This is a genomic window from Flavobacterium sp. (assembly GCF_043760115.1).
In the GTDB taxonomy this organism is placed as follows: domain Bacteria; phylum Bacteroidota; class Bacteroidia; order Flavobacteriales; family Flavobacteriaceae; genus Flavobacterium.
This window is the reverse complement of sequence record NZ_JAYUPK010000139.1, coordinates 1-14,441: the sequence shown is the minus strand read 5'-3', so window position 1 is coordinate 14,441 and position 14,441 is coordinate 1. Positions and strand designations below refer to the sequence as shown.

Sequence of the window (14,441 nt, the reverse complement as noted above, 5' to 3'; positions counted from 1 at the left end):
GTTGGTATTTATAATTTATCAGTACCTTCTAGTGATTATTGTAGTGGCTTATTTAACATAAATGTAATACAAAAACCAACTTCTCCTACAGCAATAACTGGTCCATTAATAATTTGTCCTGGAATTCCAATAGTTTATTCGTGCGCACCATCGCCAGGACTTGAAACCCATTGGCAAGTTAGTAACGGTACTATTTTAGGAAGTAGTATTGGCAATCAAGTAAATATAGTTTTTAATCCGAATATTGCTGGACCTTATGAGGTAAAAGTTTGGTACAAAAATGAAATATGTTCCTCAGGAATTTATAGTATTGTTACAGACAGAGCACCACTAGATTTATCATTAATTCAAACTCAAAATCCTGTATGTGGTAGTTCATTTGCTACTTACTCAATAGCTAATTCAAATGTTGATAGTTACAATTGGTCAATAATTCCAGAATCTGCAGGAAGTATCCAATCAGGTCAAAACACAAATGAAGTTTCTATTTTATGGAATCAATCAGCTGGTGAAGCACGTATTAAAATTGAAGTGGTTAAATGTAAAACTACAACAGTAATTCAACATTTAATACAAATTATAAATGCTCCTTTATCAACCATCAGTGGCAACACAACAGCATGTACTGGTAACACAACCGTTTTTAATTTAGCACTAAATCCATCAAGTGTTTTTCATCACGTAATATGGACTTTTGGCGATAATACTTCTCAAACTGTTAATTATGTTGACCAAAGTTCTTTTTCTATAAGTCATACTTATTTAGATCCATTAACCACAAGTGCAATCTATCCAGTTACGGCAACAGTTTATGGTGCAACAGGATGTATAATGCCTACTTCAGCGCTATTCAATATTACAGTATCACCTTCTCCAATAGTTTCTATAACTCCAGTTAGTGGCATAAATCTTTGTGATCCAACCAACACTAGTGCATCTTATTTATTTAGCGTTAATATTCAAAATGGTTTTGCAGGTACAACCACAATACAATGGTATAAAAACAATACAATAATTTCAGGCGCAACTAGTGCAACTATAAATGTGCAAACCTATGGTGAAGGAGAATATTATGCCGCAGTAACTAATATGTTTAATTGCACCAAAAATACTATAGCTTTTAATGTTATTAATATTTGTGGAACACCATGTTATTTATCATATAATTTAGATGCAAGTGTAACCAATACAGAATGTAATGGATTTACAGCAACTGCAACTTTAATTGAAGGAACACCAACGATTGTTAATTGGAATAACATTATTTTTCCTGGCGCAACTATTGTAAATAATTCACCTTATAATTTAACTATTCAAAATGTTCAACCAGGTAAGTACTCCATACAACTTCAAGCAACTTATAATTTGGGAGCATCAGGAGTTTGTACTAAAACAAAACAATTTCAAGTTATAATTCCTTACAAAGCTGGTTTAAAATACAAAGTAACTTGTAACAATGGTAACTATAATGTACAATTATTAGACTATTCCGTATTTTACCCTGAAACACCAATAGAACATTTTGCTTTTACATTAGATAACGGATTAAATTGGTATCCTGCAACAATAAGTAATGGTATACCACAATTTAATACCGTTTTACCACCAGGAAGTTACCCAATAGGAATAAGAATTGACAGCAGTGGTTATCCTGAATGTACCTATTTTGAAACATTAGTTTTACCAGCCATGCCAAACGCTACATTTACAGCAACCACGCACAATTGTCAAGACAATGCGGTACAATTTACAGCAACAGACATTAACCCAGATTTGCAATACTATTGGAACTTTGGTGGAAATTATAATTTACAACAAAATCCAGTTAAAGTTTTTGCTGGTTCTGGTGATTTCCTAGTGCAATTAACAGTAACGAATAAGTATGGTTGCTCTGCAACGTCAACACAGTTTTTAAATGTAATTCCTGTAAATATGAAAGGTGATTTGGTACAAACACCACTATCTGCTTGTCAAGGAACCACTGCAACCTTACATTTTCAACCTTATTCAGGCCAACAAACACCTGTTAGCATTACTTGGTATTACAAAAATATACAGAGTCCGCCAATTTCAACCACTGTTGCGCCCAATTTAGATTTAGTTGTAAATCAATCGGGTTATTATATTGCTCATCTAACAGATACTAATGGTTGCAAATATGAGTTTACCAAAGCAATTGCTGTAGGATTTATTCCAGTTCCGGCTCCGCCAAAAATAACAGGAACAACCACTGTTTGTTTAGGTAACGCCATTATAGTTAAAGTGCCAGAAGACAGTTCTATTAATTATTTATGGACAATAAATGGCGTATCACAGCCACAATTTAACGGTCTTTCTAAAATTGTTTTAACTTCAACAGCAGTTGGTAATTACTCTGTTGGAGTAATTGCACAAGCCGGAAGTGCATCGACTGGATATTGCAATTCTTCAATTGCTACAATGGTGGTTGCAGTAGTAGATGGACCAACACAACCAGAAATAACATTAGAGGTTGTTTCTTGCCAACCCTATTTGGTACAAGTAGCTGTGACAAACCCACAAGCTGGGGTAAATTATTATTGGAGTAACGGACAAAGCGGAATTTCAACAACAATGTCTCATGATGGTCCACTGCAAGTTCGTGCAGACCTAAATAATTGTAGTAGTAGTTCTCAAATAGATTTGCCTTTAAATTTAGAAACTCTAGCATGGGTTTTTCCAACAGGTTGCTTTGAAAATTGTTTACAAAATCCTTTAGGTTATATTATTGGTCCTTTGGGTGATTTTACTAATTGGAGTTGGTTGCAAAACGGCACAACTGTTGCAAGCGGTTCTAATACTATACAACCGTTTACTAATGTTGTGCCAACTAATGATTATCAATTAATGTTAAAAAATGGCTTTTGCGATTTATTGATAGAAAACCTAAACATTAAAGAAGTACGTTGTGAAAAATGTGATATAGAATATGTTATAATGGATATTAGATGTGTTAAAGTTAACGATGTTTATATTTATGAAGTAATTGTAAAAACGCTCAATCTTTATAACAACACACTCTATATGAATTTTACAGATATTAATGGTCATGGTTACTTCTCTAGCAATACGCTAGCAATACCAGCAGGAACTACAATACAAACAATGAATTTTTATCCATTAAACTCGTTTAATGGTGGTTTATTAGCAATAGAAATTAGTGGCGATTTAAATGCTCAAACAAGATGTTTTAAAGCAATTAATTTACAGTTTCCTATTTGTGAAGAAATTCAACCACGATTATATAATGATTCTAAAACTAATTCAACCAAGTTAATCGTTGCTCCCAATCCTGCAAGCAGTAGTACATCTGTTTATTATTCTTATAATGAAAACAGTACTAATATTGATAAATACATAGAAATTTTAGATGTATTAGGAAGAAAAATGGCAACATATCTTGTTGTAGAAAATGAAGGCAAAGTACTCATAGACACATCTAGTTATGCAACAGGAAGCTATTTGGTTTTAATGAAACAGAATAATGAAGTACTAGAAAACAAGAAATTAATAATAAATAAATTTTAAAGAAACAACTGTAGTTATTTATAGATTTAAAATTTAAAAAAATCAAACTCATGAAAAAATCCATATTCATATTATTTTTAATCTCATTAAATGCAACTGCCCAATCATGGCAATGGGGTAAACGTGGCGGAAGCACCGATAATTTAAATGCATCCGGTGGCACAAAAGAAGAAGTAACCCATATTGTTACAGACAGCCAAAACAACATTTATATGATATCTGCAGTAGGAAAAAATGGATTGGATGTAGATGGAAATCCTAAAAATTATTATGGTGATCCTGGTTCTTTTATTAATGATGAAATTGTTTTAGCTAGTTTTGGTTGTGATGGTTCTTATCGTTGGTCTAAAATAATAGGAGGAGAAGGTTCTGATAGAGTAACTGGCTTAAAAATAGATAGTCAAGATAACGTTTATATAAGTGGAAATTTTTTCTTACCATCAGTTGATTATCCACCGAGGATTGATGATGATATCATCATTTCACAAACACCACTTGATTATAGCATAACATTCATCGCTAAATTTTCAAATACTGGTGTTTTTCAATGGTTAAAAAGACCTGCTCCATCATCTACTACTTATACTGCATCTACTCAGGTGTCACCTTATGATTTATATATAGATAGTCAAGGTGGTGTAAATTGGCTTGTTGAATTAAATCCAGGTACTTATTGTGATGGACAATTCGTTACTACTAGTTCAGTTAAACAAACTTATATTCTAAAATATGATAGTAATGGTAACTTTATAAGTGGTTTGCCACTTGATATGAAGTTCCCAACTGAAACAACATTCAATTTAAAGTTTAATGTTAATCCTTACAATGGAGGTTATTATATTTCGTTGTATAAAATATCAACTGCCGCAACCGTTTTCTTAATTGGCGGTCAATCAATAACAAACTCAGCATTTTTAGCATGTTTTAATAATTTAGGACAATTTCAATGGGTAAGAGAATCGAGCACTCCAAATCCTAGTAGATTTAAAATTTATGATATAAGTTTTGATAGTAATAATAACATTTATATGGGTGGAACTATATTAGGGTTTAATGGGGTTTCTTTTGTGGGATTTAGTGTTCCAGAGCAAACACAACCACAATTTGTTTTAAAACTTAATCCAACAGCAACAACAGTTATTTGGAGTACCTATTATACCATTTTTGATAATGCTTATCAGTATGGTCAAATTGATTTAAAAAATAATGAAGTTTCTTTAACAGGTAGATGTGCTGGCACTCTTACTTGGGGTTCACAAACGGTAGTTGCATACAATGGTATTAACCAAGGTTCACAACCTTTATTAGCGCGCTTTAATAAAGACACTGGTACTTGTATTGGGTTACATAATATTGTTAATAATTTACAAACAGTAGATCATGGTACAGCATTAACAGTAGACAGTAATGGTGATTATATTATGGGTGGTAGTTTTGGTAGTCAATTAAATTTTACAACTAATACAATCAATGCAACTGGCGCACAAAGTGATTTTTTTATTGCTAAATTTTCTACAAGTGTGTGTTCACTTGGTGTTGAAGATTTTAAAGAACAAGGTTTAGAATTAGCACCAAATCCTGTTGAGAAAAGTGTATTGGTGAGAACTAAAGAAAATTTAAACTATGAGCTGTTTACTATTTTAGGTAATAAAATAAAAGAAGGTTCTTTATCTGAATTGCAAAATAGTATTGATGTTAGTGATTTAGCTGCTGGAAGTTATATATTAAAAACAACAGATAACTTAGGTAAAGTTAAAAGCGTGAAATTGTTGAAACAATAAAAAAGATGAAAAAAATTATATACCTATTATTAATACTATCAATTAATGCTACTGCCCAATCATGGCAATGGGGTAAACGTGGCGGAAGCACAGACGATTTAAATGCCACTTCAGGCACAAAAGAAGAAGTAACCCATATTGTTACAGACAGCCAAAACAACATTTATATGATCTCTGCAGTAGGAAAAAATGGTCTTGATGTTGATGGAAATCCTAAAAATTATTATGGAGATCCTAATGGTTTTCTTAAAAATGATTTTGTATTAGCTAGTTTTGCTTGCGATGGCACTTACAGATGGTCTAAAATTATAGGCGGTCAAGAAGGAGAAACAGTTAATACTATAAAAATTGATAGTCAAGATAATGTTTACGTATGTGGGAGATTTAATGATAACGATGTAGATTATCCTCCAAGAATTGACGATGATATAATTATTTCTCAAACACCACCAGATTATAGATTAACATTTATGGTAAAATATAATAATAATGGAGTTATGCAATGGTTTAAAAGACCTCAAAACTTTGGTGTAACCATTTCAGATTCAAACTTAACTGGATCTTATGAAATGGATATTGATACTAACGGAAACATTAATTGGCTGGTTGGTTTAGCACCTGGTAATTATGTAAATGGTGCTTATACTAATAATTTATCTGGATCGACATTTCATTTATTAAAATATAACACAAATGGAGATTTTATAAGTGGATTTCCAATAGATATGCAATTTACAAACGCTTGGCAACCAATAAAAATGAAAATAAACCCTTATAATGGTAATTTTTATTTTACTAATTTTAAAGGCGGTACAAATACTGCACCTTCGACAGTTGGTGGTGTAACAATTAACAATTCAGCAATTTTAGCTTGTTTTAATAATTTAGGACAGTTTCAATGGGTAAGAGAATCAAGCACGCCAAATTCAGGTAGATTTAGAATTTATGGTGTAACTTTCGACAGCGATAATAATATTTATATGGGTGGAACAATTTTAGGAACCAATATAGTATCATTTTTAGGTTTTTCAGTGCCAGAAGCAACTCAACCTCAATTTGTTTTAAAATTAAATCCTAATGCAACAACAGTTCTTTGGAGTAACTATTACACGATTTTTGATAATGCTTATCAATATGGTCAAATAAAATTAAAAAATAATGAAGTTTCTTTGACAAGTAGAGGTTCTTCAAGTTTTATTTGGGATTCTCAAAGTATTGTTGGCGGTGGTGGCAGTAATCAAGGTACTCAACCTATGCTGGCAAGATTTAATAAAAATACAGCTGAATGCATAGGTTTACATAATATTATTAACAATTTACTAACTCAAGACACTGGTACAGCATTAGCCATAGACAGTAATGGTGATTATATTATGGGTGGTAGTTTTGGTAGTCAATTAAATTTTACTACTAATACTATCAACGCAACTGGTGCACAAAGTGATTTTTTTATTGCTAAATTTTCTACAAGTGTATGTTCACTTGGTGTTGAAGATTTTAAAGAACAAGGTTTAGAATTAGCACCAAATCCTGTTGAAAAAAGTGTATTGGTGAGAACTAAAGAAAATTTAAATTATGAGCTGTTTACTATTTTAGGTAATAAAATAAAAGAAGGTACTTTATCTGAATTGCAAAATAGTATTGATGTTAGTGATTTAGTTGCAGGAAGTTATATTTTAAAAACAACAGATAACTTAGGTAAAGTTAAAAGCGTGAAATTGTTGAAACAATAGTTTTATGCATTTTTTTAATCACTTGACAAATCAGATGCAGGAAAAATTAAATATGGAAATATTATAATTGCTAAGTAATTCTGCAAAGGTTCGTTTTGTTAATCCTGCAAGTTCTGCTGCTTGACCTAGAGAAAGTTTTCCTTATTCATAAAATTTAGATGCCAAAAGCATAACAAGTTCACGATTGTCTATATCTAAATTGTCTGGAATATTAATGTCAACTTTTTCATACTATCAAATGTAGTGAAATTATTTAAAAAATTACAAGCCAATAATAACAATAGCAGCAAGTTTATTTCTTCGCTTAATTTTTTCTAAAATTAATTTCTAAAAAGTCAAAAACCAAATCAAAATGGTTTAATGGTTCTGCGTGACTGCCTTCAATAGCACTATGTTTAAAATTATATTTATATTGAAATGATTTTAATCTTGCAATAATTTTTTCTGCCATTTGTGTCGATGGACAAATTTCGTCTTTAGTTGCAGAAAGCAGTAAAATTGGTGCTTTACTATTTTCTACTTTTATCAATGACTTTTCTTCTGCGACTGTATCTTTTAGCATTGCTTCAAATGTACCACGTAAATCTCCTTTTATTAAAAACGGAACCGCTTCTTCATTTACAGGTATAAAAGGCAATTCTTTTCCTTGATAGGTCCAACAAGAAGAATTAAATTCTTGTGTGTGTCCAGGAAAAACTGCGTGACTTGTAACGAAACCTACCACACATTTTATATTTTTGTAATAACTTGCTACTAATAATGCTAAATCGGCACCACGAGAACCACCAACAATTGCAATTTTATTTTTATTAATTTTTTTATTTTTAGAAGCTTCAAGTATGGCATTGTGTACATCTTCTATTGCAATTTTGTCTAAAATAGCTGATGTATTTTTGCAACCAAAATAACCAATTGCCAAAAACGCATACCCTTTTTCTGTAAACTGATCTCGAGTTTTTTTCCAATAATCGCTTGTCCATGCATTTCCACCTTCAGAACCAGCAAGCCCAACAATTAAAGGTTGTTTTTTACCTTTTCCGAGATACAAAATGGCTTCAACATTTTTTGATTTAATGGTGTCTTGAGCGTAACTAAAAACAGAATTGATAGTGAAAAGTGCGACGAATAATAATTTTGAAGTAGTCATTTTTTAATGTTTTAAATTTTTTACAAAATTGTAGCAAATAAATTTAAGAACTTTTGATGTAGATCAAAAAATCATTTTTCAGCTCTTATTCTGCTTAACGTTTCTTGGGTAATTCCTAAATAGGAAGCAATCATTCCTAATGGAATTCTGTGGTGTATGTCGTAATAAGTTTCTATAAAATGTTGGTATTTTTCTTTTGCAGTTGTAAATCTCATAGAAGTTATTCTTTCCATAAAATGACCAAAAACGGTTCCCATTGATAATCTAGCATAACGTTCCATTTCTGGAAAATTTTCAAACAAATACATTAAATCTTTTACATCCAAGCATAAAGTATCTGTATCTTCTATAGCATCAATGTAGTAAATGTCTAATGTTCTTGTTCTAAAACTTCTAGGCGAATTACTCCATTCTTCTTCTGCCGGAAAGTATTCGCTAATTTCTTTTCCGTCTTTAATAAAGTAGGTACGAAACAATCCTTTTTGTATAAAATACGATTTTGTGCATATTTTATCTGCGTTGTGAACTATGTCGCCTTTTTTAAAAGAAACAAAAGTTATTTTGTCAATTAATGCAACTTTTAGTTCATCATTTAATTTGATGTACTTTTCAAAATGTTTGAATAATTTATCTTTTTGTTCGATGATTTTGTTTTTAGTGTTGCTATGAAATTTTGTACTGTAAAGTGAATAAATTAAAATTTATAATTTCAAAAATAATTTTAAATTTTGATTAAAATCCAATTTCGTCAAATAGAATTTGAAGTTGTGTGGTGTATTTTTTTCTAATTTAAAATCTATAACCGCAATAAATATAATTAAAATCTTTTACAGCTTATCAAATAATAAAATCAGAATATTTAAAATCACAAATCAACAATCACAATTTCAACACGTTTATTTAATTCTTCAATAGTATTTGGTAACGGAAATTGTCTGCCATAACCAGCATAAGTCATTCTTGATGTTGTAATTCCTTTAGAAATTAAAAAATCAAATATCTTTTTGGCTCGAGTAAAAGATAAATTATTTTTACCAGATTCTATATCTCGTGCATCTTTAAACAACTTAGAAATACAACACACATGACCTTGAATTTCTATACTAGTTTTAGGATTTTCGTTCAAGTAAGTTACAATTTTAGACAATTCTTTTGCTGCTTTTTCATCGTCAACAAAGTAGGTTGAACTTCCTTTAAAAAGTATGTTTTCTAAAATAATTTTATCACCAACTTTTAATTTGTCTTGAAATGTTTTGTAACCTACATACTCCTTTTTAATGCCAAGTTGAGGTTCAATTTCGGCTTTTAAATAACTAATTTCTAAAACTACTTTTCTATTATTTTTTCTAGAGAATTCAATATTTTTTTCTGATGAATTTAATGCTATTTCTCCTTTTGCAAACAACTCATCAACTTCTAAATTGTAATTGTCCTGCAAGTATTCGGCAACAGCATTGGCTCTTTTGTTAGATAAAATTTTGTTATTTTCATCTGTTCCAACATCATCACAAAACCCAGAAATAGTTATAGTTTCAATAGAAATTGTTTCGTCAAGAAAAAAAGTATTTAAAAGAATTTCAGCATCAAGAGTTACCAAAAAATCATTAGAATTAAATAAAAGTGTAAGCGTTTTTTTTTGCTCTTGAGAATAAAGTAATGATGTAAAAAATAAAAATAAAATAATTTTTTTCATCTTTAAATTTTACTAATCACCAACTCTACACGTCTATCATATTCTGGATCTTTGCCAAGTGGCACAGTGTTTCCGTAACCTTTAAATTTCATTCTATTTTTAGGAACTCTTCTAAAAGCTAGATATTTATAAACAGATTGCGCTCTGTTTATAGAAAGTTGACGTTTCTTAGTGTCTTTATCAATGGCTTCTTTTTGATTTCTTGGTGTACAACATACGTGTCCTTGAACTTCGAATTCTATGGTTTTATATCGCAATATTAGCAAAGCAACTTTGTCTAATTCTGTTTTGGCTTTCATTGTTAACTTGCTACTTCCTTTTTCAAAAAGTATATTTTCTAGATACACATGATCGCCAACTTTATGATTTTTTTGAATCATATTATAAAATCCAGGCAATTCTAGTTTGGGTAATTCTTTTAAATTTACAACAACATCAACTCTACGATTTTTAGACCGTTTTTCGGGTAAATTTTCTACAATATCATCTTCAATTAAAATACGTCCTTTGCCTTCAATGGTAACTATAATTTTATTTTTAATGCCACTTTCAATAAGTTTACTTTGAATAGTGTTGGCTCTGTTGGTAGATAATTTAAAATTGTAGGCATCTTTACCTACATCGTCAGTATAACCAAATATTTGAATGGATTCTATTCGTGTAGAATCGGCATTTTTTATAAATGCAATAACTTCTTTGCCTTGTTTTTCGTCTAAAGAAAATTTATCAAATTCAAAATAAACGGAATATACAACTTCTTCTTGCGCCTGAAGAAATCCAAAAAATAAAAAAAACGGAAGTATTTTTAAAAAACGAACCAACATTATTGTAAAATTTTAGTATACTCTGATGTGTTTGCCAAAATTTCTTTTGCCTTGCCAATTTCAAAGTTGTTTTTAGTATAAAATTGATACAATCCTTCTTTATATTGGTATCTTTTTATAATTTCATCTAGCATTAACTTCTTAATTTCTTTCTGGTTTTTATCTAATAATGATTCTTCACTTTTTTGTAAAGCGGCCAACAATTGATTGTATTCTGTTATAATGCTTTCGTCTATCTTTTCTTTTTTAGCTTTTTCTAATGTGTTTTTCAAAGCCAATTCGGTTTCTGTATCAAACGAAAATTTTTCTCTTTTTAAGAACGATTTAAAATCATTAAAATCGGCATCAGTTAGTGTTGGAATTTTATCGCCAAGCGTTGGATTTTTAAAATAATAATAGGTTACGTAATTAAAAACGCCATCGTTTTTTTGAAGCACTTCGGCAATTGTGCTTAGTTTGGTTTCTGCAAGTTCTATATCTGGTTGAATTCCACCTCCATCATAAACCGTTCTTCCTTTTTTAGTTTTAAACGCAGTATATTTAGAAGCATCTGTTCTAGTAGCTTTTCCATCTTTATCTTTATGCCAATAATCTAGCGCTTGAATGCATCTTCCAGAAGGTGTAAAATATCTAGAAATTGTAACTTTTACTTGCGTTCCATAAGTCATATCAATTGGTCGTTGCACCAATCCTTTTCCAAAACTTCTACTGCCAACAATTACTGCTCTGTCTAAATCTTGTAAAGCTCCAGCAACAATTTCTGATGCTGAGGCACTTTTTCCGTCAACTAGAATGGCAAGTGGAATTTCTAAATCATTTGGTTCTCTTGTGGTTTTGTAAGTAACATTATATTTTTCATTTTTAGATTTTGTAGTAACAATTATTTCACCTTTTGGAACAAATAAATTACACACATTTACAGCTTCATTTAACAATCCTCCACCATTTCCTCTAAGGTCTAAAATGATTCTTTCAGCACCATCGGCTTTTAATTTTTCTAATGCATCTTTGGTTTCGGTAGTGGTTTTTCTGTTAAATGTAGATAAAACTATGTAACCAGTTTTGTCATCAATTTTACCAAAAAACGGAACTGCTTTAATCTCAACTTCGTCTAATATTAACTGCGTTGTTAAAGTTTTTCCTTGACGAATGTATTTAATTTCTATTTTAGTATTTTTTGCACCTTTTAATAATTGGGAAGCATCTTCTTTAAAATCTGCCAAAAGCACATCGCCAATTTGAATTATGGCATCACCAGCTTTTAATCCAGCTTTATCTGCAGGATAATTTTTGTATGGTTCTTTTATAATTACTCTGTCGTCTTTTCTAGTAATCATTGCGCCAATTCCGGTGTATTCGCCAGTATTATTAATTTTAAATTTTACAACATCTTGTTCGTTGAAATAATTGGTGTATGGATCTAAATCGGCCAACATACTTTTAATAGCTTTGTCCATCAATTCTGACGGATTTACTTCATCAACATAGTTTTGATTTACGGTTTTAAAAAGTGTTGTAAAAATTTCTATTTGCTTGGCAATTTCAAAAAAATCGTCTTTGAAACTTGTACCAATAAAGAAAATTCCTGACGCTAAAACTGGAATTAAATATCTTTTTTTAAATTGTGGAAGCATTTTTATTTTTAATTAAAATTTTAAAACAAACGAATTTACTAAACAATATCTAATATAACGAGTTATGTAATAAATTTATTATTGATTATTTTCTTCTTCTTGAATAGCTTTTACCCATTTGTGAAACAATTGAACCGTTTTTTCTTCAATTTCTGCATAATCCAATTTATCTTTTGTTTGATAAAAAAACATAATAGCATACGATTTAGTTAAACTTTCGTGAATTATATGTTTGTTTAGTCTGTAAGTTTCTCTTAAAACTCGTTTGAAATAATTTCTATCTACAGCATTTTTAAAATGTTTTTTAGAAACAGAAACGCCAAATTTTAATTTTTCTAATTCGTCATTTGTTTCAACATAAACCAATCGCAACGGATATTTTGTAACTGATTTTCCTTTAGAAAAAAGCAAATCAATAGTTTTTTGACTTTTAAGCTTTTCGTTTTTTGGATATTTAAAATCCATAAATACTTTTAATTATAGATGTTGTATACAAATTTTACTTCGCTATAATTGATGTAAAATTGCATTCTGTTTCCTTCTTTTTTTCTTGTAATTGCTAGAATTTTGCACAACGAACCATTATTGTCTACACAATCAAAAGGAACTATTTTATCAGTATCGGTTTCAATTTTATCACCATAAGATTTTATAGTAAACATTTGAATTGTTGGAGAGTTAACAATAATTCTATCTTTTTTGGCGTCAATTGTAATTATAATTTCTGCATCTACAAAGTCTGACCATTTTCCCCAATTTCCTCTTTCTGTTTTTTCTACAAAACTTACACTACTGGTTTTAAGCGTAATAGTTTGTGCGTAAGACGTTAAACTTACACATAGTAAAACAAAAAGTATCAGATTTTTTTTCATTGTTAAAATTTTTATCCGTTGTAAAACTACAAATTCTATTCCAAAAACACTTTAATATTTTTTTGCTCTTTTAAATTATATAGTATATTTGTTAAACAATTTTACTTTAAATAATTCTTTATGAAAAAAATTACAATATTATTAGTTTTAATTTGTTCGTATTCTTTTGCGCAAAAAAAGGAAGTTTTATATAAAAAAGTGGCTTCGCTTACTTGCGAATGTACTACAGCTAAAAAAACAGATAAATTATCTGATGAAGATTTTGGTTTTTGTATTCTTATATCTTTAAATAAATTAACGCCAAAAGAACAAAAAATTATTGGTTATGATAGTAACGAAAAATCTGAAATTAAAGATGAAATTGCAGAAAATATAGGTATAGAAATGGCATTAATATGCCCAGAAATTTTTTCTAAAATAGAAAGTGAGGTGCAAGTTGAAGAAGTTCCAGATTTAGTTTTTATAGGAATTTTTGATACGACCGTTTCTAATGAATTTAATACTATCAAAGTTACCTATGAAAATAAAGTTACCAAAGATTTCATTTGGTTATTTCCTTTTGATGGAGATAGTTTACTGATTAAAAAGAAAATTGTTAAAGGAGACAAAATAGAAATAAGATATAGAGAACAAAGTTTTTTTGATCCTAAAACAAATGATTATAAAAACTACTTAGAAATTTTAGAAATAAAATTATTATAAAATAAAGGCGTTCAAAATGAACGCCTTTTTCAGTCCTACTTTATCTCATAACTATTTTTTTTTTATACATCTGCCATAAATCCTAACGGATCAATTGTAACTTTTTTAATTGTAGTTCTAGATTTTTCTATTGTAAATTCATAATTAGGATTTCCCTAATTTCTATTCATTTAAATTTTATATTAAAAGCTAAAAACTAAACGATTTTTAACGTGTTTGCTTTCCTTTATTCTTAATGCTTTATCTGTTTGCAATTCATATTGCTTTTGTTTTTCAAGTAATTTAAACCAAAAAACAGCTGGAATTGTATTGTTAGAATGTAACTCTAATCTGATGATGGTTTTTTTACTTGGAATACGACCATTATTTAAAATAGAACTTAACTCAGTGTTTGACAACTCAATATCTTTTGCAAAATTTTTATTTAATTTATAACTCAATCTTATATATTTTCTTAAAAAATATGAAAATGTATAGTCATCATTAAAGTTGTCAGATTTAACGTAATC

General features: G+C 29.6%; 12 protein-coding genes and 1 pseudogene. 4 read left to right on the top strand and 9 right to left on the bottom strand.

Annotation, left to right across the window (positions count from 1 at the left end; genetic code table 11):
• From ACH2BC_RS11685 to ACH2BC_RS11675, 3 genes are all read left to right on the top strand, one after another.
• Nucleotides 1-3,546, top strand: a 3,546-nt coding sequence (locus tag ACH2BC_RS11685) for a PKD domain-containing protein (protein WP_395054182.1), incomplete at its 5' end; no start/stop codon positions are given.
• A gap of 50 nt (nt 3,547-3,596) precedes the next feature.
• A complete protein-coding gene (locus tag ACH2BC_RS11680; protein WP_395054181.1) occupies nt 3,597-5,327 on the top strand; it encodes a T9SS type A sorting domain-containing protein in 1,731 nt (576 codons plus the stop codon).
• A 5-nt stretch (nt 5,328-5,332) separates the two neighbouring features.
• Nucleotides 5,333-7,060 (top strand): T9SS type A sorting domain-containing protein, encoded by a 1,728-nt coding sequence (locus ACH2BC_RS11675; RefSeq protein ID WP_395054180.1) that lies wholly within the window; start codon nt 5,333-5,335, stop codon nt 7,058-7,060.
• Nucleotides 7,061-7,090: 30 nt separating this feature from the next.
• Here ACH2BC_RS11675 and ACH2BC_RS11670 read toward each other — a convergent pair.
• From ACH2BC_RS11670 to ACH2BC_RS11635, 8 genes and pseudogenes are all read right to left on the bottom strand, one after another.
• Nucleotides 7,091-7,189: pseudogene (locus ACH2BC_RS11670) on the bottom strand (UPF0175 family protein); the annotation flags it as partial.
• 175 nt (nt 7,190-7,364) lie between these two features.
• Nucleotides 7,365-8,207, bottom strand: coding sequence for an acyl-CoA thioester hydrolase/BAAT C-terminal domain-containing protein (locus ACH2BC_RS11665; RefSeq protein WP_395054179.1), 843 nt, complete (start codon nt 8,205-8,207; stop codon nt 7,365-7,367).
• Between the two features lie 71 nt (nt 8,208-8,278).
• On the bottom strand, nt 8,279-8,683 hold the full coding sequence (locus ACH2BC_RS11660; RefSeq protein WP_395054178.1) for a Crp/Fnr family transcriptional regulator: 405 nt from the start codon (nt 8,681-8,683) through the stop codon (nt 8,279-8,281).
• Between the two features lie 389 nt (nt 8,684-9,072).
• The gene (locus ACH2BC_RS11655; RefSeq protein WP_395054177.1) at nt 9,073-9,900 is read right to left on the bottom strand and encodes an OmpA family protein; all 828 of its coding nucleotides are present in this window, start codon (nt 9,898-9,900) and stop codon (nt 9,073-9,075) included.
• Nucleotides 9,901-9,902: 2 nt separating this feature from the next.
• Nucleotides 9,903-10,724: an OmpA family protein gene (locus ACH2BC_RS11650; RefSeq protein ID WP_395054176.1), complete on the bottom strand. Its 822-nt coding sequence runs from the start codon at nt 10,722-10,724 to the stop codon at nt 9,903-9,905.
• Entirely contained in the window at nt 10,724-12,358 is a 1,635-nt protein-coding gene (locus tag ACH2BC_RS11645) for a S41 family peptidase (protein ID WP_395054175.1), read from the bottom strand. The genes ACH2BC_RS11650 and ACH2BC_RS11645 overlap by 1 nt, the downstream gene beginning before the upstream one ends.
• Nucleotides 12,359-12,436: 78 nt before the next feature.
• Nucleotides 12,437-12,823, bottom strand: a complete 387-nt coding sequence (gene rnpA / locus ACH2BC_RS11640) for a ribonuclease P protein component (protein ID WP_395054174.1) — start codon at nt 12,821-12,823, stop codon at nt 12,437-12,439.
• Nucleotides 12,824-12,831: 8 nt separating this feature from the next.
• Complete coding sequence (locus tag ACH2BC_RS11635) at nt 12,832-13,230, bottom strand: hypothetical protein (RefSeq protein ID WP_395054173.1); 399 nt, start codon at nt 13,228-13,230, stop codon at nt 12,832-12,834.
• Between the two features lie 120 nt (nt 13,231-13,350).
• On the opposite strand from ACH2BC_RS11635, the gene ACH2BC_RS11630 reads away from it, so the two are divergent.
• On the top strand, nt 13,351-13,932 hold the full coding sequence (locus tag ACH2BC_RS11630) for a hypothetical protein (RefSeq protein WP_395054172.1): 582 nt from the start codon (nt 13,351-13,353) through the stop codon (nt 13,930-13,932).
• A gap of 182 nt (nt 13,933-14,114) precedes the next feature.
• Here ACH2BC_RS11630 and ACH2BC_RS11625 read toward each other — a convergent pair.
• Nucleotides 14,115-14,441 (bottom strand): hypothetical protein (locus ACH2BC_RS11625; protein ID WP_395054171.1); only part of this gene is annotated, 327 nt, incomplete at its 5' end.